Source organism: Polynucleobacter sp. AP-Nino-20-G2, assembly GCF_018688235.1.
Lineage (GTDB): Bacteria > Pseudomonadota > Gammaproteobacteria > Burkholderiales > Burkholderiaceae > Polynucleobacter.
The window spans coordinates 1,705,780-1,729,282 of sequence record NZ_CP061313.1; the positions used below are offsets into that span (position 1 = coordinate 1,705,780).

At 48.1% G+C, this 23,503-nt stretch carries 16 protein-coding genes; 9 read left to right on the forward strand and 7 right to left on the reverse strand.

Going from position 1 to position 23,503, the window contains the following annotated elements:
• Positions 1–12: 12 nt before the first annotated feature.
• Positions 13–828 (forward strand): 3-methyl-2-oxobutanoate hydroxymethyltransferase, encoded by an 816-nt coding sequence (panB, locus tag FD960_RS08900; RefSeq protein WP_215298779.1) that lies wholly within the window; start codon positions 13–15, stop codon positions 826–828.
• Between the two features lie 15 nt (positions 829–843).
• Here the strand turns inward: panB and dnaJ are convergent, their stop codons facing one another.
• From dnaJ to hrcA, 5 genes are all read right to left on the reverse strand, one after another.
• A complete protein-coding gene (gene dnaJ, locus FD960_RS08905; RefSeq protein ID WP_215298781.1) occupies positions 844–1,977 on the reverse strand; it encodes a molecular chaperone DnaJ in 1,134 nt (377 codons plus the stop codon).
• Between the two features lie 92 nt (positions 1,978–2,069).
• The gene (gene dnaK / locus FD960_RS08910) at positions 2,070–4,007 is read right to left on the reverse strand and encodes a molecular chaperone DnaK (RefSeq protein ID WP_215298783.1); all 1,938 of its coding nucleotides are present in this window, start codon (positions 4,005–4,007) and stop codon (positions 2,070–2,072) included.
• A 185-nt stretch (positions 4,008–4,192) separates the two neighbouring features.
• A complete protein-coding gene (grpE, locus tag FD960_RS08915; protein ID WP_215298785.1) occupies positions 4,193–4,753 on the reverse strand; it encodes a nucleotide exchange factor GrpE in 561 nt (186 codons plus the stop codon).
• An 82-nt stretch (positions 4,754–4,835) separates the two neighbouring features.
• Positions 4,836–5,930 carry a ferrochelatase gene (gene hemH / locus FD960_RS08920; protein ID WP_215298787.1) on the reverse strand — a complete coding sequence of 365 codons (1,095 nt, stop codon included), beginning with the start codon at positions 5,928–5,930 and terminating at the stop codon, positions 4,836–4,838.
• A gap of 42 nt (positions 5,931–5,972) precedes the next feature.
• Positions 5,973–6,983 (reverse strand): heat-inducible transcriptional repressor HrcA, encoded by a 1,011-nt coding sequence (gene hrcA, locus FD960_RS08925; protein WP_215298789.1) that lies wholly within the window; start codon positions 6,981–6,983, stop codon positions 5,973–5,975.
• Between the two features lie 37 nt (positions 6,984–7,020).
• On the opposite strand from hrcA, the gene FD960_RS08930 reads away from it, so the two are divergent.
• Together FD960_RS08930 and recN are read left to right on the forward strand one after the other, a co-directional pair.
• On the forward strand, positions 7,021–7,926 hold the full coding sequence (locus FD960_RS08930) for an NAD kinase (protein WP_215298791.1): 906 nt from the start codon (positions 7,021–7,023) through the stop codon (positions 7,924–7,926).
• 26 nt (positions 7,927–7,952) lie between these two features.
• Entirely contained in the window at positions 7,953–9,623 is a 1,671-nt protein-coding gene (recN, locus tag FD960_RS08935) for a DNA repair protein RecN (protein WP_215298792.1), read from the forward strand.
• Between the two features lie 19 nt (positions 9,624–9,642).
• On the opposite strand, the gene glnE is transcribed toward recN, so the two are convergent.
• Entirely contained in the window at positions 9,643–12,453 is a 2,811-nt protein-coding gene (glnE, locus tag FD960_RS08940; protein ID WP_215298794.1) for a bifunctional [glutamate--ammonia ligase]-adenylyl-L-tyrosine phosphorylase/[glutamate--ammonia-ligase] adenylyltransferase, read from the reverse strand.
• A gap of 78 nt (positions 12,454–12,531) precedes the next feature.
• Between glnE and FD960_RS08945 the strand changes: the two genes are divergently transcribed.
• Genes FD960_RS08945 through FD960_RS08960 form a run of 4 tightly spaced genes read left to right on the forward strand, consistent with a single transcriptional unit; the run spans position 12,532 to position 20,198 of the window.
• Positions 12,532–16,716, forward strand: coding sequence for a YhdP family protein (locus FD960_RS08945; protein ID WP_251369781.1), 4,185 nt, complete (start codon positions 12,532–12,534; stop codon positions 16,714–16,716).
• Positions 16,717–16,720: 4 nt separating this feature from the next.
• Positions 16,721–17,539, forward strand: coding sequence for a carbon-nitrogen hydrolase family protein (locus FD960_RS08950; RefSeq protein WP_215298796.1), 819 nt, complete (start codon positions 16,721–16,723; stop codon positions 17,537–17,539).
• A 24-nt stretch (positions 17,540–17,563) separates the two neighbouring features.
• Complete coding sequence (gene tldD, locus FD960_RS08955; RefSeq protein ID WP_251369782.1) at positions 17,564–19,054, forward strand: metalloprotease TldD; 1,491 nt, start codon at positions 17,564–17,566, stop codon at positions 19,052–19,054.
• A gap of 19 nt (positions 19,055–19,073) precedes the next feature.
• Positions 19,074–20,198: a 3-deoxy-7-phosphoheptulonate synthase gene (locus FD960_RS08960; RefSeq protein WP_215298797.1), complete on the forward strand. Its 1,125-nt coding sequence runs from the start codon at positions 19,074–19,076 to the stop codon at positions 20,196–20,198.
• 35 nt (positions 20,199–20,233) lie between these two features.
• Here FD960_RS08960 and FD960_RS08965 read toward each other — a convergent pair whose 3' ends face one another.
• On the reverse strand, positions 20,234–20,803 hold the full coding sequence (locus tag FD960_RS08965; RefSeq protein WP_215298799.1) for a cob(I)yrinic acid a,c-diamide adenosyltransferase: 570 nt from the start codon (positions 20,801–20,803) through the stop codon (positions 20,234–20,236).
• A gap of 27 nt (positions 20,804–20,830) precedes the next feature.
• On the opposite strand from FD960_RS08965, the gene FD960_RS08970 reads away from it, so the two are divergent.
• Together FD960_RS08970 and glcE are read left to right on the forward strand one after the other, a co-directional pair.
• Positions 20,831–22,336, forward strand: a complete 1,506-nt coding sequence (locus FD960_RS08970) for an FAD-linked oxidase C-terminal domain-containing protein (protein ID WP_371817453.1) — start codon at positions 20,831–20,833, stop codon at positions 22,334–22,336.
• Positions 22,336–23,502: a glycolate oxidase subunit GlcE gene (glcE, locus tag FD960_RS08975; protein WP_215298801.1), complete on the forward strand. Its 1,167-nt coding sequence runs from the start codon at positions 22,336–22,338 to the stop codon at positions 23,500–23,502. The genes FD960_RS08970 and glcE overlap by 1 nt, the downstream gene beginning before the upstream one ends.
• Position 23,503 lies beyond the last annotated feature (1 nt).

The window sequence follows — 23,503 nt, forward strand, 5'->3', positions numbered from 1 at the left end:
TAAACTCACGCCATGGGTTACTTACAAGGCGAAAAGCCAATCACGATTTCCAAACTCCTCTCTATGCGTGCAGAGGGCGAGAAAATTACTATGCTCACCGCATACGATTCAACGATGTCAGCGCTGCTGAATCGCTGCGGTGTGGAAACCATCTTGATTGGCGACTCCTTGGGCAATGTGATTCAAGGTCACAGCAGCACAACACCCGTTACCGTTGAACAAGTCGCGTATCACACCGAATGCGTATCGCGCGCTAACACCCAGGCATTTGTGATCGCTGATCTTCCCTTTGCTAGTTATGGTGACCCAGTCCAAGCATTAGATTCAGCAGCCGAGTTAATGCGCGCTGGAGCGGATATGGTCAAACTCGAAGGTGGCGATTGGCAGATTGGCATCATTCAATATCTAGTTGAGCGCAGTGTTCCAGTTTGCGCTCACTTAGGACTATTGCCACAATCCGTCCATATTCTGGGTGGTTACAAGGTGCAAGGTAAATCCAAAGACGCAGCCAGTCTCATGCTTGAACAGGCCATTGCCTGTGAGCAAGCAGGTGCGCAAATGATTGTGCTCGAAGCAATCCCTTCTTCGCTCGGAAAACACATTACCGAGAATCTCTCTATTCCCACTATCGGGATTGGCGCTGGTCCAGATTGCTCTGGTCAGGTCTTGGTGCTACAAGATATGCTGGGCATTAGCCCTGGGAAACCACCGAAGTTTGTTAAAAACTTTATGGATGGTCATGCCTCGATTGAGGCTGCAGTCAAAGCCTATGTTCGGGAAGTGAAGTCCGGAAAATTTCCCGGATCCGAACACGGCTTTGCTGGATAAATATCGCTAACTGAATTAACTAAAGAAACTCTTGACGCCGTCAAACCAACCCTTTTGATGTGGGTTATGTTTATCACCACCGGATTTCAGACTGTCATCAAACTTCTGAAGCATCTTCTTTTGCTCGTCAGTCAGCTTCACTGGCGTCTCAACCACCACATGCACAAAGAGATCGCCCACCATCGTTGAACGAAGGCCCTTAATCCCTTTATTACGTAAGCGGAAGGTTTTGCCAGTTTGAGTGCCCTCAGGAATTGGAAACTCTACGCGCCCTGAAAGGGTTGGTACTTCGATGTCGCCACCAATGGTCGCCGTTGCGAATGAGATTGGCATCTGTACGTGTAAATCACTGCCATCACGCTCAAACACTTTGTGCGGCTTTACTCTTACCTCTACGTATAAATCACCTGATGGCCCACCATTAACGCCAGGCTCACCATTACCAACCGAGCGTACGCGCATGCCATCATCGATTCCTGCTGGAATCTTAATTTCGAGTGTTTTCTGCTCTTTATGCTTACCGCTGCCATGACAGGTTTTGCATGGTTTTGGAATGTACTCACCCGTACCGCGACACTTGGGGCAAGTTTGCTGCATGGAGAAAAAACCTTGCTGTACCCGAACTTGGCCATGCCCATCACAAGTGGTACATTTTTCTGGCTTGCTCCCCGGCTCAGCGCCTGTGCCATGACAAGGTTTGCAATTACTCCAACTGGGAACACGAATTTGCGTGGTGTAACCCTCGGCTGCTTGCTCGAGAGTAATTTCCATGTTGTAACGTAAATCAGCGCCCTTATAAACCTGCGGACCAGAATGACGTCCTCCACCTTGGCCAAAGATGTCGCCGAAGATGTCGCCAAAGGCGTCAGCAAAACCACCGCCCCCGAAACCGCCACCACCAAATCCACCCATAGATGGGTCGACACCTGCATGGCCATACTGATCATAAGCAGCACGCTTATTGGGATCAGTTAATGTCTCGTAGGCTTCCTTAACCTCTTTAAATTGTGCTTCGGCTGTCTTGCTATCCGGATTGCGATCAGGATGATGCTTCATGGCCAACTTCCGATAAGCCTTTTTTAGCTCCTCGTCACTAGCTCCTCTTGCAACACCAAGCACTTCGTAAAAATCGCGTTTACTTTTAGGCACAAAATTCCTCTCAACTACCTGAATGGCACAAGTCGGCACGAGGCCGACTTGTTATTGAATTACTTCTAAACTACGTTAATTGATCTTGATGATTACTTCTTGTCATCAACCTCTTTGAAGTCGGCATCAACGACATCGGCGTCAGGTGCGGCAGCTTGTGCGCCACCAGGAGCCGCGCCAGGTGCGGCACCGCCACCAGCTTTTGCTTGTTCAGCAGCCATGACTTTTTCACCAAGCTTCTGACTTGCTTTACCCAAGGCTTCAGTCTTCGCTTCAATTGCAGCTTTATCGCTACCCTTGATCGCTTCATCCAATTCCTTCAGAGCAGCTTCAATTGCTTCTTTTTCAGAAGCCTCTAAAGATGCGCCGTGCTCTTCCAAGGCCTTCTTGGTTGAGTGAGCCAATGCATCAGCAGTGTTGCGCGCTGTTACCAATTCCAATGCCTTCTTATCCTCATCGGCATTTGCTTCAGCATCTTTCACCATGCGTTGAATTTCTTCCTCAGTCAAACCAGAGTTCGCCTTGATGGTGATTTTGTTTTCTTTGCCGGTTGTCTTGTCTTTTGCGGTGACGTGCAAAATACCGTTGGCATCAATATCAAAGGTCACTTCAATTTGTGGCATACCGCGCTGAGCTGGAGCAATGCCTTCCAAATTAAACTCGCCGAGTAATTTGTTGGCAGCAGCCATTTCACGCTCACCTTGGAAACACTTGATCGTTACCGCAGGCTGATTATCTTCCGCTGTGGAATAAACCTGTGAATGCTTAGTAGGAATAGTGGTGTTCTTTGGAATCATTTTGGTCATCACGCCGCCCAAGGTTTCGATACCCAATGACAATGGGGTAACGTCCAAGAGCAATACGTCTTTACGATCGCCAGACAGTACGGAACCTTGAATCGCGGCACCAACAGCAACTGCTTCGTCTGGGTTTACGTCTTTACGTGGCTCTTTACCAAAGATCTCTTTTACTTTGTCTTGAACAGCAGGCATGCGGGTTTGACCGCCAACCAAAATGACGTCGTCGATGTCAGCCACATTCACGCCAGCATCTTTAATCGCGGTCAAGCAAGGTCCAGCCGTACGGTTGATCAACTCTTCCACCAAAGACTCTAACTTAGCGCGAGTTAATTTCAAGTTCAAATGCTTAGGACCGCCTGCATCAGCAGTCACATATGGCAAGTTGATTTCAGTTTGTTGAGCAGATGACAACTCGATCTTGGCTTTTTCAGCGGCATCTTTCAAACGTTGCAATGCCAATACGTCTTTACTCAAATCAACGCCTTGTTCTTTTTTGAACTCGGCAATGATCCAATCAATAATGCGCTGGTCAAAGTCTTCACCACCCAAGAATGTATCGCCGTTAGTGGAGAGCACTTCAAACTGCTTCTCGCCGTCTACGTTAGCAATCTCGATGATAGATACGTCAAAGGTACCGCCACCCAAGTCATATACGGCGATCTTGCGATCTGCCTTGTCTTGCTTATCCAAACCGAATGCCAATGCAGCAGCGGTTGGTTCGTTAATGATGCGCTTTACATCCAAACCTGCGATACGACCAGCATCTTTAGTTGCTTGACGTTGGCTATCGTTAAAGTAAGCGGGAACAGTAATAACCGCTTCAGTTACTTCTTCGCCGAGATAATCTTCGGCGGTCTTTTTCATTTTGCGCAGAATCTCTGCGGACACCTGTTGTGGCGCCATTTTTTTATCACGTGCTTCAACCCAAGCATCACCGTTATCTGCTTGAACAATTTTGTAAGGCATCAAACCGATGTCTTTTTGTACTTCTGCATCTGTGAATTTGCGACCCATCAAACGCTTTACCGCGTAGATAGTGTTCTTAGGATTGGTTACTGATTGGCGTTTTGCAGGAGCACCAACCAATACTTCGCCATCCTCAACGTAAGCGATGATAGATGGGGTTGTACGACCGCCTTCTGCGTTCTCGACAACTTTAGGTGCATTGTTTTCAACAACGGAAACGCACGAGTTTGTGGTTCCCAAGTCAATTCCGATAATCTTTCCCATAAAGGCTCCAAAAAATTAAGTTATGTGTAATTTCGTAAAACTGCGAATAAATCGATATTCAATAAATGGGGTCAAACAGAAGGAATTCAAGGGTCAAAAGAGCAAAAAAGGCAGAAATCTGCCTTTTTTAACTACTTTTTTCCAAAAACTTGCTTAAAACTGCTGATTAATGACTTTAAGAGGACTTATTTAGGGGCGCTCACAGTGACTAAAGCAGGTCGAAGGATCCGATCAGCAATGGAATACCCTCTTTGAAGCACTGAAACGACAGTATTGGCCTCTTGATCCGAAGGAACGGAGGCGATAGCCTGATGATGATGAGGGTCAAACTTGTCGCCAACCCCAGGATTAATCTCTGTCATGCGACCTTTTTCAAAGGCGGACAACAGCTGCTTCAAGGTAATCTCTAAACCCTCTTTGACGGCCTTGGCATCAACCGCCTCAGCATTGAGCGCCGCGTACAAGCTATCGGTGACTGGCACGAGGTGCTCAGCAAAGCTCTCAATCGCAAACTTATGCGCTTTGGAGATATCCTCCACGGCACGGCGACGGATATTCTCACCCTCGGCTTTAGCGCGAAGATAGTTGTCTTGCATCTCGGTGAGCTTCTGATTTAACTCGGCAATTTCTTGTTCTGGAGTTTTCACTTCAGCAGTCGCAGCTGCTGCATCAGCACCACCTTCCGCCTGAGCATCAGGAGCGATATTTTCCTGTTCAGGAGATGGATTTTGATTTTCTTGGGTCATGGGTGCAAATTCACTTTTCTATAAGAATGGCTACTTCTGAACAATATGGGGTCAATCAATGCAATTTCAAGTGAGACCGAGTTTAAGCAATTCTAGCCTTGACCAATTCAGCACGGCGATCACGCTCAGCCAGATCAGCCTCCGATTCGATACCAAGAGGCCAGCCAGATAAATGCTCTTGTGCGATCTCATACATCGCTTCGATCCACCTTGGATTGCTATTTAAGCAAGGGATATAGCGATAGTCCTTCCCGCCGTGCTCCAAGAAAATTTCACGCGCTTCCATCGCGATTTCCTCCAGAGTCTCCAAACAATCCGCTGGAAAACCTGGGCAAAAAATATCTATTCGCTTACAACCTTCTTTGGCTAATTTTTCAATTGTCGGGGCGGTATAAGGCTTGAGCCATTCCGCTTTTCCAAAGCGCGATTGAAAAGTAACCAGATACTGACTTGGATCCAAGCCAAGGGACTCGCCCAATAAACGGCCAGTCTTCAAGCACTCGCAGTGATAGGGGTCGCCCTTCATTAAGTTGCGTTTAGGCAATCCATGAAAGGACATCACCAAGCGATCGCCCTGGGAAAAATCAGGTCGTCCATCTTGATCCCATGCGCTGAGCACTTGGTCCCGCAATGCGGCGATATACGCAGGATGATCGTGATAGTACTTAATTAAACGTAGCTCAGGTTGATTGCGCCATGTACCTAAAACACGGAACACTTCATCAAAACTAGAGGCAGTAGTTGTTGCTGAATATTGTGGATACAGGGGCAATAGCAACAGACGCTCCATCCCTTGTGATTGCAGGGCCTCAAGGGCATGCTGAGTAGAAGGTTGGCCATACCGCATCGCCAAATCTACCAACACCACTTGACCTTGATTGGCAAATTTTTCACCCAATTCTTTTGCTTGCAAACGAGAGTAATGCATTAAAGGAGAGCCCAATTTCGGCAACCAAATTGAGGCATATTTTTTTGCTGAAGCGCTACTGCGAATCGGCAAAATAATGCCATTCAAAATACACCACCAAATGATGCGGGGAATTTCCACAACCCGCGGATCCGATAAAAATTCTTTTAGATATGCCCTAACCGCTTTTGGTGTTGGCGCAGATGGAGTGCCTAAATTCAAGAGCAGTACCGCTGTCTTGCTTGTACGTAAGTGGGGATTTTGATTCAATGGAGATCCGTCTTAAAGAGAATGAGGAAAAGTTTCAATAACTCAGGAGCTCAATGCGCCTGATAACAACTTAGAAGTGATGTCGACAATCGGAATAACGCGATCGTATGCCATCCGTGTTGGGCCAATCACCCCAAGAGTGCCTACGATTTGACCGTCAACACTATAAGGCGCGCTAATAACCGCTAAATCTTCGTAGGGTAGCAAATCACTCTCCCCGCCAATAAAGATCTGGATGCCATCAGCATGACTGGACACATCCAATAACTGCATCAGCACAGATTTCTGCTCAAGCATGTCAAACATCTTGCGCAACTTATCTAAATTCGTGCTGAGATCACCCACATTGAGAAGGCGGCGCTCACCCGATAACAACATATCGCCCTGACCCATGCCATAGTCACTCACACCACTATGCAAGGCTAAGGCCATCAATCCAGAGATATCACTCCGCAAGTTATCAAGATCAGATACAAGATGCGCACGCACTTCGGCAAAACTCTTCCCTGCGAACTGAGTGTTGATGTAATTTCCCGCCTCAATTAACTGACTGGGCGTGTAATCCTGGGTAGTAGGAAGAATGCGATTTTGCACATCACCCTCAGGTGTCACCATGATGAGCAGGATCTTACCCTCACCCAACCTCAAAAATTCAATGTGTTTAAACACTTGAGCGCGCTTAGGCGTCATTACGACGCCAGCGAAATGGGTCAAATTAGACAAAATTTGCGCCGCTGAGTTCAGAACCCGCTGCGGAGAGTCTGGCAATAGTCCTTTTTCCACCTCACGGGCGGCAATTTCCTCAAGAGGGCGCACTGTCACCATCGTATCCACAAACAAGCGATAACCCCTTGGGGTCGGAATGCGGCCTGCTGAAGTGTGGGGGCTTGTCACTAAGCCCATCTCCTCCAAATCCGCCATCACATTGCGAATCGTCGCTGCGGAGAGGTCCAAACCCGAAAAGCGCGAGAGGGTCCGGGAGCCAATAGGCTGCCCCTCCTCGATATAGCGCTCGATGAGAGTTTTCAGTAAGGCACGGGAACGTTCGTCCATAGTGGAAGGGATTTTATGCGTATGGTTTAATCGTTATATGTTAAGCCCATCCCCAAATTCCATCAAAAAGGCATTTAGCCGGGTTGCGCTTGTCGGTAAATATCAAGCTGATGGGATGCAAGAGCGCCTCAATGACCTTGCAGAGCTACTGGCCAAACAGGGCTGTGAGGTCTTTGTAGAGGCTGCCACGGCCTCTCATCTTGGTCTAAGCGCCTACCCCATTAAAAAGGTAGAAGAATTCGCTGGAGCCATTGACTTGGCTGTAGTGCTTGGGGGTGACGGAACCATGCTCGGCATTGGCCGCCAATTGGCGGGCAGCAATGTTCCTTTGGTGGGCATCAACATGGGCCGGCTAGGCTACATGACAGACATCCCCATCCAAAATGTCCACACCGTCCTCCCGCAAATCATTGCCGGAGAATACGAAGCGGATACTCGAACACTATTGGACGCGGTCGTTCTTCGCAATAACAAAGAAATTAACCACGCCCTCGCATTAAATGATGTGGTCGTGAATCGATCTGGTATTTCCGGAATGGTTGAGCTTGCCGTTCGAGTGAATGGCTCCTTTATGTATAACCAGCGCTCCGACGGCCTCATTGTGTCAACACCAACTGGTTCCACCGCCTACGCACTGTCAGCTGGCGGCCCCATTCTTCATCCTCGAGTGGCCGGAATTTTGTTGGCACCGATTGCGCCACACTCTTTATCCAATCGCCCCATTGTTTTGCCGCAAGATATCGTGGCAAGCATTGAAGTGGTGGATGGTAGAGAGGTGATTGTGAATTTTGATATGCAATCCCAAACAGATTTACAAACTGGCGACACCATCGAAGTGCGTCAGTCTGAAAAAACAATTACCCTACTTCACCCTCGCAGTCACAGTGACTACAAAACCTTGCGAGAGAAGTTACATTGGAATGAGTATCCATCGACATTTTGATGTCGAATTTTTCGCTACGCTAAGGCATGCTTCAAACTCTCGCACTTCGTGACTTTGTCATTGTTGATCAACTGGAACTAGACTTTGCCTCTGGCTTTACTGTGCTGACTGGCGAAACAGGAGCAGGCAAATCAATCTTGCTAGATGCTCTTAGTCTCGTTCTCGGAGAGCGCGCCGACAGCAGCCAGATTCGGGAAGGCTGTAATCGCGCTGAGATTAGCGCCCTCTTTCGCATTGACCCTACGCAAATAGAGCACTTCAATCATTGGCTGGATGAGCAAGGCTTTCCGAGTGAAGATGATGGTCAAAGCCTGCTTCTCAAAAGAACTGTGGAAAGTAATGGCCGTAGCCGCGCCTTCATTAATGGCAGCGTGGCCACCTTAGCGCAATTAAGGGAAGCTGGAGATCAACTGGTTGATATTCATGGTCAACATGCCCACCAACTTCTACTGAAGGGCGGCGCGCAGCGTGACCTACTGGATCGCCATGCGAATCACATGGACTTGGTTGGGGAAGTTTCCCAGTCCTTCAGAACATTGAGCAATTCACGCCGTCGCCTAGAGCAGGCAGAAAATGCCGGGCAAGATATTGAACGAGAGCGAGAGCGCCTTGAATGGCAACTAGAAGAGTTGACCGAACTCTCTCCACAGGATGGCGAGTGGACGGCAATACAAAGTGAACATGCCCGACTTGCCAATGGCGCGAAAATTATGAGCGGCTGCCAAGAGGCAATTGACGTTTTAAGCGATGCGGACAACTCGGTAGAATCTGTTCTCTCCAAGGCTAGCAGCAATATGAGCGCCCTTGCTGAACATGACTCCGCACTGAGCGATGTTAGCCAAGCCCTCGAGTCCGCTCAAATTCAGGTGGATGAAGCAGTACACAGTCTGAACCGTTATTTGCAAAAACTAGACTTAGATCCTGGACGTCTTAACGAAGTAGAAGAACGCATGCAAGCGCTTCATGGTGCCGCCAGAAAATACCGCACTGAAGCAGACGACTTGCCAAAACTCCTCAACGAAACAGCAGAGCGTTTGGATGCACTGACTGCCTCACAAAATATCGAGGCCCTGCGTGAAAAAGTAAAGCAAGAAGAGCTTGCTTACTTAAAGTTGGCTAAACAGCTTTCTCAAAAACGAAGCAAGGCAGCGCTTGATTTAGGCAAACAAGTTACCGCTGCGATGCAAGATTTATCGATGGCTGGCGGACAACTCGAAATCGCACTGCAAGCCCTCGCTGAAGGTGGCGTCCATGGCCTAGAGCAAATTGAGTTTTTAGTTGCCGGTCATGCCGGTAGTACGCCACGCGCTTTGGCTAAAGTTGCTTCTGGTGGCGAACTTGCCCGTATTAGCTTAGCGATTAGCGTGATCACCAGTAAAGCCTCATTTACGCCGACACTGATATTTGATGAAGTGGATGCCGGGATTGGTGGTGCGGTAGCGGAGACAGTTGGAAAGTTATTGCGACAACTGGGCGAATCACATCAAATACTCTGCGTTACCCACCTTCCGCAAGTTGCCGCTCAAGGTAATCACCACCTCAAAGTCAGTAAATCCCAGGCGGGAGATAAAACCCTCTCTCAAGTTAGCCCTCTCGGAAGAGCGGAGCGCGTTGAAGAGGTTGCTCGCATGCTGGGGGGCGCGACCATTACTGACACTACACGCCGTCACGCTCGCGAACTGCTAGAACAGAATTAAAGTAGCGCCGGCCTTAGCTTCAAACATTGGAAGACGCATGAAAAATTTGCTGCCATAAGTCCAGTACCGCCTCTCTCGCCTCCACCAACTGCGGCTCTGCAATCAAATCCACTCTAGTCTTTTCAGCTCCGTCTAAACGTAGACGGTGTTGCCGTGCCCTTAATAAACGATAAGCATCTGCCACCTGTTGAGCCAGCTGCGCCGGAACCAATCCAGTCTCACCTGCAATACGGAGCAAGGCAATATTGCCTAAATTACCAATCAACTGCGGGAATGAGTGCGAATAGGCCAGCACTAAAAATTGGACGATAAACTCAATATCAACCATCCCTCCAGCATCATGCTTTAAGTCAAACTCCGTACTAGGATTAGGGTGGCCAGCGTGAACCTTGCGACGCATTTCTAAAATTTCAAAACGTAATTGCTCGATATCACGTTCTTGACTTAGCACCTCAGAACGAACGCCGTCGAAGAATGCCCCTACCCCTGCATTACCTGCGGAGAATCGAGCGCGTGTCAGCGCTTGATGCTCCCATACCCAGGCAGCATTGTCGCCTTCACGCAACTGATACTTCTTAAATGCATCGGCATTGGTCACCAAAAATCCAGCTGAGCCATTGGGTCGTAAACGGGTATCAATTTCAAACAAACTACCCGCCGAAGTGTAGGCAGTTAGCCAATTGATCATGCGTTTAGCTAATAGCGCATAAATTTCCTGAGCGGAAAAGTCAGACTCTTCTGCTTGATACAAAAATACTAAATCCAAATCGGAGGCATAACCCAACTCCTTGCCGCCTAACTTTCCATAGGAAATCACTGCAAATGGCGCATCCAACTGCGCAGCTAAATTAAACTTCTTGGCTACGCTAGGCCACACGCGCTCAAAAGTCGTCTGCAGTATGAGATCGGCTAGTGCGGATAAATGATCGCTCACTTTTTCTACGGATAAGGCTTGCTCGACTCCGATACCCAGATCAGCTAGCAAGGTAATAAAGGTTTCGGTATGGTGAGTGATGCGCAAGATATCCATCGCCTGCTCGGAGCCATCTCCATCAGCCATGACATCATCCAAACGCATATCCAAAGTCTTTTTGACTTCGCTCCAATATTGCTCGGGCTGCTCAATCAACGTTTTTTCAGTTCTGGAGTTCAGCAAATAATCCAGTAAATGTGGATGACGCGTCAGATATTGCGCACCCCATTGTGAGGTCTTTAATAAAGCCAAGACATTCAACAAGGCCTTTGGATACTCGGATAAGATGGACAAATAAGCACTACGCCGAGCGATTGCCTCTAGCAAATCAAAAAAGCGCAGCAAGGTTAAATCTGCGATTTCTGGAGGCAACCCTTCAGCCTTTAGACTGTCGGCCGCCTTACGGATCAGATTATTAAAAATCAGACGGCTTTTCTCTGGCAGTTGTTTTTGTTTGTGACTATCGGTCCATGCTAGCCAGCGCGTTAAGGACCCAGGGAAAAGCACCGCATCAGGCTCCCAGCCAACAGGCAAAGAAGCGCTATCCAAGCGCGCACTGTCATCGAGCACAAATGCTTTTTCAAATAAGCGTGCCACTTCTGTCTGATGTTTTTCAAGTTCACTTAATAGAACAAGCTGGTCCTGATGGGAGCCGGCCATGCTTGATGCCAGACGGGTGCGCGCTACATCATCTTCAGGCAAATAATGTGTTTGTTGATCCTCCCACACCTGGATGCGATGCTCTAAGCGACGCAAATAAATGTAGGCCTCCTTTAAGGCTTCAATCTCATTAGCAGGCAAAATGCCCTGCTGTCTGACAAGCTCAAGCACCTCTAGAGTTGGGCGGATTCTAAAACGCGGATCTGTACCCCCGCGCATTAGCTGAAACATTTGCGCCAAGAACTCGATTTCCCGAATACCCCCACGGCCTAACTTAATATCTTTTGAACGACCATGGTGATTTGAGGAGCGCTTTTCCGCTTCATGCTGTATTTGCGCGTGCAACTCACGAATGGAGGCGATCACACCATAATCCAAATGGCGTCGATACACAAAAGGACGAATTAACTGATCCAACTCTTTTTCACAATAAGCAAAATCAGCGGATCCTGGCAGGGGGGAAATTAAACGACCTTTAATCCAGGCATAGCGCTCCCACTCGCGCCCCTGAACCAGCAAATATTCTTCCAACATATCTAGACTGCAAACCAAAGGGCCGGAATCCCCGTTGGGTCGCAAGCGCATATCCACCCGGAATACAAAACCATTGGCATCATGCTCTGCCAACAACTTAATCAAGCGCTTACCCATGCGTGTAAACCACTCGTGGTACGACAGGCTTTTAGGAGCTCCCTGCGTTTCACCCTCATGCTCATACAAAAAGATTAAATCGATATCCGAGGAAAGATTGAGCTCCAGGCCACCCAATTTCCCCATCCCCACAACCATTAAAGGCATTTCAGAGTTTGTCACGGAGCTCCAAGGAAGGCCGAATCGACGCCGGAGGTCCTCCCGAATGTACGCAATAGATAAGGCAACCGCCTCCTCTGCAAAATGACTGAGGGCATGAGTGACCTCAGATAAATCAGCCAACCCATTCAGATCCCGAAAAGCAACCCACAACATCAGCCGCTGCCTTGCAAGCCGCAAATCAGCCATAAATTGCGCCTCATCCTGACTCTCCATTGCAACAGATGCTTGGCAGGGGCTCAATAACTCCCGAATTCCATTGATATCGACTTTTTGAGCGCCTTGGGTCTTGAGCCAATCTAGCCAATCGGGGCGAGCATTTAGCCAACGCTGCGCATAAGTCGAGTGTTGCGTCAAAAATTCAATTTGGCTGGAAAAATCTGTCATTTCTCCATCTTAATCCGAGTCCAGAGCGAAATAGCGGAAGCTTGGAGATCGCCCAATGGCTGACGGATAATAGAGCCCATGCTTCGAAACATCATCCGGACTCGCTTGCAGAGTGCGCTTCAAAAACGTCCTCCAGGCTCTGGCGGTCGTTGGCGTAAGCGCGCCCTCATTCTGGCCGGCGTGACCATCGCGTTTTTTGTCTTAGGTCACCTAGGAGTCCGCTTTGTTTTATGGCCCCAGCTTGAAAAATCAAAACCCACACTAGAGCGCCTCATTGCTGCTCGCCTAGGGACAGATGTCGCCATAGATGATCTCCAAGTTTCTTGGACAGGCATTCGCCCAAGTTTTGTTATCAATGGTTTGAGATTTAACAAATCTGGAAGCCCTTCTTCACCCCTGATGATTGAACACATTGATGGTCAACTAAGCTGGTTATCCTTCTATCACTTGGCACCTTATTTCCATGAAATTACGTTGAATAACGTACAACTACATGCTGAGCGCGATACCAAAGGAATGATCTCTATCGCAGGAATTCCAGTTCACAGCAAAACCAATGACTTCGCCACTGAGAACTGGTTGCTGGATCAAAATGAAATCCAGATCAATAACGCCACCATATTTTGGGAAGATCAAAAGAGTAGAAAGCTCAAAACCTCAATTGAAATTGAGAACTTCCACTTCACTAATGGGGTGCGAAGACATCAAGGCGAATTAACCGCTACTACATCCTGGAGCCCAAACCCCATTTCGATTCAAGCTAATTTTGTTCACCACCTTGGTGGACAAGCGGGCAATTGGCGAGATTGGATCGGAACCATCGCCTGGGATGCATCCACAGTCAAGCTCTCACAAATTGCTCAAGATATCTCCTTGCCCTTGTATGAATTGGGCGGAAACCTCAGCTCGAAAGGTAGCCTCAAGCTAGATGGCGGAAAAGCGGATGGGGGGCAAATATATTTGGCTGTCGATCGCCTCAAGGTCCAACTGAACAAGGAAGAAGATCCGATTGAATTCGGCAGATTGGAAACCAATCTCATTCAAGAAAGAGATGGCGGATTAAATTCCATTACGACCAAGACTTTGGCATGGCGCAATATCGATAGCCCAAGCTCTGCACCGCTTGAAAACTTAAGCCCTATGACCTTTCGGTGGCGCCCACCAGAAGATGGTGGAGAAATTAAAGAGTTTGGCTTTGCCTCCCCAAAAATTCAGCTTGAGGATATTGCCTTATTTGCACTGAATTTGCCCCTGCCTAAAAAAATTCAGCATTGGATCAAAACTTCTGAGGCCGATGGCGAGCTCCAAAATTTTGAAATCAATTGGTCAGAAAGCAACTCTGCTTTATCCGTCTTACCCATTCCAGGAAATTGGTTTGCCACCAATAAACTAGACTTTGCCATCAGCGCAAAACTCAATGATGTTAGCTTTACGGGTGTCAATAAATCCATACCATCGGTTGCCCATCTATCAGGCAATCTCACAAGTAATCAAAAGCAAGGAAACTTTACGATCGATTCAGGCAACCTTGAATTGGAGCTGAGCGATTTTCTATCCGCCTCTCACATTCAACTAGATCGCGCTAAAGGTGAAATCAGCTGGTCAAAACAAAAAGGTGGGTGGCTGATCAACGCCAAACAACTGCAATTAAGCAATCCAGAAATTACTACCAGCTTTGATCTCAGCTATCTCATTGGCGGGCCAAAACAACCAGATCAAATGACTCTGGATATGGAGTTTTCTAAAGCGAAACTGGCCACTGCCTACCGCTACCTACCAGCGAATATCAATAAAGAAACAAGGCAATACCTCAGCAAAGCATTTGAGTCGGGGGACGTTCAAAATGGCACCCTACACATTAAGGGTGATCCAGATCAAATTCCCTTCCCTACAGGGAAGGTTGGCGAACTCACACTGCACTTGCCAATTTCAAAGGCCACATTTAAACCAGCGCCTTTGTTACCCGCCTCACAAGGCGTATGGTCCACATTTAATAATGTCAGCGGCAATATTGACATGAAGCTGGACAAGTTAAATATTGATATTGATAAGGCGAGCTATAAAAAAGTAGCTCTCACCAACGTGCAGTCACAAATTCCGAGTGTTAGCGCCAAACACCTTACCCTCCTCGTTAATGGTTTAGTTGCTGGCGAAGGCGCAGAGGTTCTGGAGTACTTGATTGCATCCCCAGTAGGAATCCAGCAACCCAGTCTAAGAAAAAACCTCTCCCTCACAGGTCCAATTAATCTTGACTTGGGATTAAAGCTAGCGCTCTCTGGAAACGATGACAACAAGATTGATGCGAAACTCTCCCTACCAGGCAATAAAGTTCAATGGGGAGATATCCCGCCCTTGGAAAATCTCAAGGGTAAGATCCGCATCACTGAAACCAATCCAGAATTTGAAGATGTGACTGCCAATTTTTTAGGCGGCGCTTTAAAAATCTCAAGTGCTGCGGCAGCTACAGACAATTCAAGCTTCAACATTAGCGGCGACATGAACGCCAGCTTTATCAAAGATTACATAACGGAAAATACAAAATCCCAGACGCATCCAGCCCTGCTTTCCGCCATGAGCGGCTCAGCTAAATACGAAGGTTTGATCAACTTTAATAAGTCAGGAAGTCAGACCAATCTGAAATTTGACTTACGCAATTGGTCTAGTGCAGCGCCGGCACCCGCAAAGAAACTAGCAGGCACTCCTTTACTGGGACAGCTCACTGTTCGCACATACACAGCAAGCAAATCCAATGCAACGCGCGCTGATTGGTCAGGAAAATTTGGGGATGAATATTTTGTACAAGGCAGCCTGGGCACGGATAATGAATCGCGCAACGCTATAGGGATAGGTGCCCCAGCAACTATGCCACCACAAGGAGTTGCTCTTCATATCGCAAATAATGAATTTGATCTAGATAAGTGGCTAGAGTTTTTAGATTTAGGAAAAAATTCTAGCAAGATTGCGGACACAAAAAAAGGTAGCTCACCTGAGAACAATGTCCAAATTTCCGCCCAAGTTAAAAAACTCATTGCGCTTGAGCGAGAATGGAATGATGTTGTCTTAAACGCTTATGAGAAAAATCAAGCTTGGCAAATTCGTGTGAATGCCCCTCAAATTGCAGGCCAAGTGCAGTGGTACCCAGGGAGTCATGATCAACCTAGCGGGCTTGTCAGCGGTCGACTTTCTCGTCTCAAGATTCCAGATCAAATGATTGCCGGCGAGACGCCATCTAAAGCGAGCGCCTCACCAAACCAAAAACCCACTCAGAAAACAAATCCACCTAAAACTGCAATCACCCCCAATGCAATTCCAAGTTTAGATTTAGTCATCGATGATTTGACCTGGTCAAAGGCCCAGTTAGGGACCGTCAAAATCAAATCAAAAACCGCTTCGAATCAATTAAAGGTTGAATCTATTCAAATTATTAATCCGCAAGGCAACTCAAACATCACGGGTCAATGGCTAGGCAAAACCTCCAACACAGTGGAACAAAGTTCAGTCACGGTTGATATGAATATCAAAGATGCTGGTCATATCATTTCTCGGTGGAGCAACCCTAAATCTGTCGAAGGCGGGGAAGGAAAGCTAGACGCGAAATTAAATTGGTCAGGATCCATATTTTCGCCAATCAATGATTCGCTGGCTGGCACAGTCACACTTGATTTGGCCAAAGGGCGATTGTTGGAAGTCAATACCGTTGGCGCTAAATTACTAGATGTTCTGAGTCTGCAAAGTCTCTTTAGATTTGCAACACTTGATCTGCAAGGTAGCTTAGGCAACCTCGCGACTAAAGGAACCCCTTTTAATTCCATCACGGGTAATTTTGAAATTGCGCAGGGAGTCGCGCAAGCGAAACAATTTACGATGATCCTAGATCAAGCACGGGTGGCAATGACGGGCCAAATTAATCTTCCAGTAGAAACCCAGGATCTTCGCATCACTATTTTCCCCACGATTGATGCAACGGCTGGATCGCTAGCGGCGTTTGCAATCAACCCGATTATTGGATTAGGGGCGGTACTTGGGCAATATCTGATCACCAATCAAATTAACCGCACCATGCAAACCGACTACTTGGTGCAGGGCTCTTGGAGCAACCCCGAAGTCATACCCCTTGATCAAAAAGGCCAACCCCTCGATGCAAAAACTTTAGATACGATTCGGACGAAAAATCTTTTGAAAGAGCAGGATAAGCCGAGTAAGCCGGCGGCACCCTCCAACAATCCGTCAATCAACCCCACATCGAATCAACTGCCAGGATAGGATCATGTCTCCTGAATTAAAAGTCGCATCAATACAAATGGTATCCACCCCAGATATCAAAGAGAATCTGGATACTGCCGCACGTTTGATCAAAGGAGCCGCCACTGCTGGAGCAGAAGTTGCGGTGCTACCGGAATATTTTTGTTTGATGGGACTTAAAGATACTGACAAAGTTCGTGCTCGTGAAGCCCCTGGAGCCGGGCCGATTCAAGAGCGTCTAGCCGCTTTCGCAACAGAAAATAATATCCATCTTGTCGCAGGCACCATTCCCCTTGAGGCTGCAGAATCAAACAAAGTTCTAAATACCACGCTAGTCTTCGATCCACAGGGGCAGCAGATTGCCCGATACGACAAGATCCATTTGTTTGGCTTTCAGACCGCGAATGAACGATATGAAGAATCCGAAACAATTGCCGCTGGCTCAGTGCCAGGAGAACTAACGCTTCATATCAATCAGACTGACTGGCGTTTTGGTTTAAGCATTTGCTATGACTTACGCTTTCCAGAGTTATATAGGGGATTAGGCTCGGTTGACTGCCACATCATTCCAGCAGCCTTCACCTACACCACCGGGAAAGATCACTGGGAGATTTTGTTGCGCGCCCGTGCAATTGAAAACCAATGCTACGTACTCTCTTCGGCACAAGGCGGAGCCCACCTTAATCAACGACGCACTTGGGGCAATAGCATGTTGATCGATCCTTGGGGAGCGGTATTGGCAAATCTCCCAGAGGGCGAAGGGTTCATTACTGGCGCTCTGAGCAAAGATAAATTAAAAGAGGTACGCTCTAAGTTACCCGCACTAAAACACCGCAGGCTTTAATACAGAAAGTTCAGCTGAATCAAGATGAGAGCACCAGAAGCATTATTCCCAAGCGATTGGACTAAACCAAAAAAGCAAGCCGACCTTCTCAAGCTCGCCAAATCAATCTTGCTTGAGCCCACCGGACTCTCTGAGCAGGACTTACATCAAACCTTTGGCCAGATGTTTGCCCATCAACTCGATGATGCCGATCTTTACTTTCAGCACACTCGTAGCGAGAGCTGGAGCCTTGAAGAGGGTATCGTTAAATCTGGGAGCTTCAATATTGACCAAGGCGTGGGTGTGCGTGCGATTTATGGGGATAAAACTGCCTTCGCCTACTCTGATGAAATCAACTTAGAAGCCTTAAACAAGGCGGCCAAGTCTACTCGAGTGATTGGACCCCAAGGCGGCAAACAAGCGGTAGCTGGAAAAATATTCACCCCCATCTCTAATGGGCTTTACTCAGACCTAAACCCCCTGGACTCTCTTGCGCCTCAAGAAAAAATTGCTCTGCTTGAAGGCATTGAGCGCCGAGCTAAAGCCCGCGATCCACGCATCATTCAGGTGATGGCCAGCCTTGCGGGAGAATTTGATGTTGTCTTAGTGGTTCGTGCGGATGGTTTGCTGGCTGCTGATGTGCGCCCCTTGGTGCGAGTATCCGTTCATGTCATCGCAGAACAACATGGTCGTCGCGAATCTGGATCATCTGGCGGTGGAGCACGTCACGACTACAACTATTTCAGCACAGATCTGATTAATCAATATGTCGATGAGGCGGTGGATAGCGCTCTAGTGAATCTAGACTCTCGCCCCGCACCTGCAGGACCAATGACCGTAGTCATGGGTCCTGGATGGCCTGGAGTATTGTTGCACGAGGCAGTAGGTCACGGCCTTGAGGGCGACTTTAATCGCAAAGGCTCATCTGCCTTTGCTGGTTGCATCGGTCAACGCGTGGCCGCCAAAGGTGTCACAGTGGTTGATGATGGAACGCTCTCTGGCCGCCGTGGCTCATTGAACATTGATGACGAAGGCACGCCCACCCAATGCACCACCCTGATTGAGGACGGCATTTTGAAAGGCTATATCCAAGACAGCCTGAATGCGCGCCTCATGAATATGCCTCTCACCGGCAATGGTCGTCGCGAGAGTTTCGCTTCCCTACCTATGCCTCGCATGACTAACACTTACATGCTGGCAGGTAAAGATGATCCTCAAGAGATAGTCGCCAGTATTAAACGCGGCCTCTATGCGGTGAATTTTGGTGGCGGTCAAGTCGACATTACCAGCGGAAAATTCGTTTTTTCAGCCTCCGAAGCGTATTGGGTGGAAAACGGAAAAATCCAATATCCGGTCAAAGGCGCCACTATTATCGGCAGCGGTCCAGAATCCCTAAAACAGGTGTCTATGATCGGAAATGACCTGAAATTAGATGGTGGAGTTGGGGTTTGCGGCAAAGAAGGTCAAAGCGTTCCCGTAGGAGTTGGGCAGCCCACTTTACGCATTGACAGCCTAACTGTCGGGGGAACGGCTTAATACGGCTTAAAATAACCGTATGAGCCAACAAAACACTAATCCCGCCAATTGGTATGCCGCCGTTGATAAAACGTCGGATACAGACGATCAACGCATTCACAACATCACTGTTCTGCCACCGCCAGAGCATTTGATTCGCTTCTTCCCAATCTCTGGGACACCAACAGAGGCATTGATCAGCAAAACCCGCAAAAAGATTCGCGACATTATTCACGGCAAGGATGATCGACTATTGGTCATCATTGGACCATGCTCTATTCATGATCCACGCGCAGCTTTAGAGTACTGCCAACGTTTGCTTGCTGAGCGTGATCGCTTTGCTGGTGAATTAGAAATCGTGATGCGGGTGTATTTTGAAAAGCCACGCACTACGGTCGGCTGGAAAGGTCTCATCAACGATCCGTACTTAGATGAGAGCTATCGCATTGAAGAAGGTCTGCGCATCGCTCGTCAAGTATTAATGGAAATTAATCGCCTCGGCATGCCAGCGGGTAGCGAATTCTTGGATGTCATTTCTCCGCAATACATTGCCGACCTGATTTCTTGGGGCGCTATTGGAGCACGCACAACTGAAAGCCAGGTTCATCGCGAACTTGCTTCAGGCTTATCTGCTCCTATCGGATTTAAGAATGGCACTGACGGCAATATCAAAATTGCAACCGATGCAATTCAAGCGGCTAGTCGCCCACATCACTTCTTATCTGTTCATAAGAATGGTCAAGTCTCTATCGTTGAGACCAAGGGCAATAAAGACTGTCACGTGATTTTGCGCGGCGGCAAAGAGCCAAACTACGAGGCTCAGTATATTCAAGCAGCTTGTGCAGAGCTAGAAGCAGCCAAGCTTCCAGCCAGCTTGATGGTAGATCTTTCGCATGCGAACTCTAGCAAAAAACATGAGCGTCAAATTGTAGTTGCGGAAAATATTGCCGAACAAATTGAATCTGGTTCACACCAAATTTTTGGCGTGATGATTGAAAGTCACCTCAATGATGGCGCACAAAAATTCTCTCCAGGGAAAGATGATCCTAGCAAGCTAGAGTACGGCAAGAGTATTACTGATGCTTGCATCAACTGGGAAGATTCGGTGAATGTATTGCAACGCCTTGCGTTAGCAGTAAAGAATCGCAGAAAATCGAAGAAATAAAACTACGCGGTTTTATTCATCAAAAGAGACTATTTTTATTTAGTCTCTTTTTTTTCGTGCTTCCACAAAACATCTTGACCACCAGCTGCGCGATTGAGAACACGTGACAACACAAAAAGCAGATCTGATAAACGATTAACGTATTGACGTGGAGCGTCATACAAAGGCTCTTCCCAGCCTAGACGCACAATCGATCGTTCGGCACGTCGACACACTGTACGGCACACATGCGCCTGAGCAGCCGCTCGGGTGCCGCCGGGAAGAATAAATTCCGTTAATGGTGGGAGTGTGGCGTTATATTTTTCAAGCCAGACATCTAACTGGGCAACATGCTCGGGCTTGAGCAGGGTGTAATTTGGGATGCAAAGCTCCCCTCCCAAATCAAACAAATCATGCTGCACCTGCAAAAACAATGCTTTTAACTCATCTGCGATGCTTTCGGGAATTGCTTCGGTCATCAAAACCCCGATTTCAGAGTTCAATTCATCCACATCGCCCATGGCGCAAATACGTAGATGATCCTTCTCTACCCGACTTCCATCACCAAGTCCGGTCATGCCCGCGTCGCCAGTTCTGGTGGCTATTTTTGAAAGTCGATTTCCCATGAAACTAATTATAGGTAAATGGCTAAAATGATTCCTATGAATATGGTGACCCCACCCCCAGACCTTGCGGCTATTACCGCCCTTCAATCTAAATTAGTGTCGGCTTTGCGTCCGATCCTCCCAGAGCATGCCCTGCTATGGGAGCCGGAAGACACGATTCCCTACGAATGCGATGGCTTGGCCGCCTATCGTCGCATGCCCTTGGCGGTAGCCTTGCCGGAAACGGAAGAGCAAGCAGCTCAAATTCTGAAGATTTGTTTTGCCATGGAAATCCCCGTGGTCCCACGCGGATCCGGCACCGGCCTATCCGGAGGCGCTATGCCCATCGCCCAAGGACTAGTTCTATCCCTAGCAAAACTCAAAAAGATCATCAGCATCGATCCTTTTACCCGCACCGCGGTAGTGCAGCCAGGGGTGCGTAATTTAGCCATCTCAGAAGCGGTTGCCCATCTTGGCTTGTATTACGCTCCAGATCCCTCATCTCAAATTGCATGCTCTATCGGCGGCAATGTGAATGAAAACTCAGGCGGTGTGCATTGCTTAAAGTATGGCTTGACTCTGCATAACGTTTTACGTGTACGCGGCATTTTGATGAATGGCGAAATTGTTGAGTTTGGCAGTCTTGCGCCCGACTCACCAGGATTGGATTTACTGGCGGTCATGATCGGCAGCGAAGGAATGCTCACAGTTGTTACTGAAGTGACTGTTAAGTTAGTAGCTAAGCCAAAATTGGCTCGCGTCATCATGGCCAGTTTTGATGACATTGAAAAAGGTGGTAATGCGGTCGCAGCCATCATCGCGGCAGGCATCATTCCTGCTGGCCTGGAGATGATGGATAAGGCAACCACCCGCGCAGTGGAAGAATTTGTGCATGCTGGCTATGACCTTGATGCTGAGGCAATTTTGCTTTGCGAGTCCGATGGCACACCCGAAGAAGTTGCTGAAGAAATTGAACGTATGACTCGCGTATTAGAAAAAGCGGGCGCAAGCGGAATTCAGATCTCTCAAGATGAAGCTGAGCGCTTGAAATTCTGGAGCGGGCGCAAAAACGCCTTCCCAGCCGCCGGGCGCCTGGCTCCTGACTACTACTGCATGGACGGCACCATCCCCCGCCGTAATATTGCCACCCTACTTAAGCGTATTCAGGGCATGGAAAAGAAATATGGTCTTGCCTGCTTAAATGTATTTCATGCAGGGGACGGCAATATGCACCCACTGATTTTGTTTAATGGTGCAGACCAAGAAGAATGGCATCGCGCAGAAGAATTTGGCACTGAAATTCTGGAAGCCTGTGTTGAGCTAGATGGCACCATTACTGGTGAACATGGCGTTGGTATCGAGAAAATTAATTCCATGTGCGTTCAATTTGGTGAAGGTGAGCGCGAATCCTTCTGGGGCGTTAAAGCTGCGTTTGATCCAGAAAAACTACTCAACCCAGATAAAGCCATTCCTACATTAAATCGCTGCGCCGAATATGGTCGTATGCGTATTAGCGGTGGCAACTTGCCTCACCCTGAATTGGAGCGCTTCTAATGTCCAATTCAAATCCTCAACCCAGTACCAATATGAATATTGATTTATTTCGGGAGCAAATTCTTGCTGCCGCTAAAAATAAAACGCCGCTCTCTATTGAAGGTGGCGGCACTAAATCTTGGTATGGAAATCAAAATACATTTACCAAATTAGATACCCGCCCTTATTCTGGCATTCTGGAATATCAACCAGAAGAATTGGTAATTACCGCTTGTGCCGGTACCCCACTAAAAGATATTGCAGCAGCACTCGCCGAAAAGAACCAAATACTTCCTTTTGAGCCTCCTTACTTTGGTGAGAATGCTACTTTTGGCGGTGTGATTGCCGCAGGGCTAGCTGGGCCAGGACGCATTAGTGCTGGCAATCTCAGAGACTTCGTATTGGGCGCTCGCATGATGGATGGCAAGGGCCAAGACCTATCCTTTGGCGGCAAAGTCATGAAAAACGTTGCTGGCTACGATGTATCTCGCCTCCTCCCAGGTTCTATGGGCACCCTATCCCTTTTGCTCGAAGCCTCTGTCAAGGTGCTTCCGAAGCCTGCCGCTACTGCTACGCTACGGTGCAATATTTCTCAAGCACGCGCATTGCAGCTACTCAATGAGTGGGCGGGACAGCCTTTACCGCTATCCGCAAGTTGCTGGATTGGCTCAGCCAAATCAGGGCAAGATGGTGAATTAACCATTCGCCTAGCTGGCGCAGCTGCCGCGGTAAAAGCGGCAATTCCGCTCATGAGCGCCTTAATCAACGCAAAAGAATTGGACCCAAACGTTGCGGAAGAATTCTGGAGTCATCTGCGCGAACAACAATTACCCGCCTTTGAAAACCTTGAAGGCGATGAAACGCTGTATCGAGTAGCCTTGCCAGCAGCATGCGGTCCGCTTGCCTTCACAAGCATGAAGGATCAACTCATCCTAGAGTGGCATGGTCAACAACGTTGGTTTAAAGCGCCGGGTGATGATGCAACATTTGCGGCGATTAAATCTACCGTTCATGCGAATGGAGGACATGCCACCCGCTTTAAACAAGGGGTGAATGTTGATCCAGGCAAGCAACGCTTCACCTTACTGAGCGAACAAGCGCACTCCATAGCATTGGAGGCAGTACAAGCGCGCCTAAGAGCCTCCTTCGATCCAGCAGGCGTTTTTGCTACGCACCGCCTTCCATAAG

Bases quoted from the DNA above. Each gene is read 5' to 3' on its own strand.
- glcE (WP_215298801.1), top strand. From the start codon at position 22,336: ATGTCCAATTCAAATCCTCAACCCAGTACCAATATGAATATTGATTTA.
- FD960_RS08960 (WP_215298797.1), top strand. From the start codon at position 19,074: ATGAGCCAACAAAACACTAATCCCGCCAATTGGTATGCCGCCGTTGAT.
- FD960_RS08965 (WP_215298799.1), bottom strand. From the start codon at position 20,803: ATGGGAAATCGACTTTCAAAAATAGCCACCAGAACTGGCGACGCGGGC.
- recN (WP_215298792.1), top strand. From the start codon at position 7,953: ATGCTTCAAACTCTCGCACTTCGTGACTTTGTCATTGTTGATCAACTG.
- glnE (WP_215298794.1), bottom strand. From the start codon at position 12,453: ATGACAGATTTTTCCAGCCAAATTGAATTTTTGACGCAACACTCGACT.
- panB (WP_215298779.1), top strand. From the start codon at position 13: ATGGGTTACTTACAAGGCGAAAAGCCAATCACGATTTCCAAACTCCTC.
- FD960_RS08945 (WP_251369781.1), top strand. From the start codon at position 12,532: ATGCTTCGAAACATCATCCGGACTCGCTTGCAGAGTGCGCTTCAAAAA.
- FD960_RS08950 (WP_215298796.1), top strand. From the start codon at position 16,721: ATGTCTCCTGAATTAAAAGTCGCATCAATACAAATGGTATCCACCCCA.
- FD960_RS08970 (WP_371817453.1), top strand. From the start codon at position 20,831: ATGATTCCTATGAATATGGTGACCCCACCCCCAGACCTTGCGGCTATT.
- hrcA (WP_215298789.1), bottom strand. From the start codon at position 6,983: ATGGACGAACGTTCCCGTGCCTTACTGAAAACTCTCATCGAGCGCTAT.
- tldD (WP_251369782.1), top strand. From the start codon at position 17,564: ATGAGAGCACCAGAAGCATTATTCCCAAGCGATTGGACTAAACCAAAA.
- FD960_RS08930 (WP_215298791.1), top strand. From the start codon at position 7,021: ATGTTAAGCCCATCCCCAAATTCCATCAAAAAGGCATTTAGCCGGGTT.
- dnaK (WP_215298783.1), bottom strand. From the start codon at position 4,007: ATGGGAAAGATTATCGGAATTGACTTGGGAACCACAAACTCGTGCGTT.
- grpE (WP_215298785.1), bottom strand. From the start codon at position 4,753: ATGACCCAAGAAAATCAAAATCCATCTCCTGAACAGGAAAATATCGCT.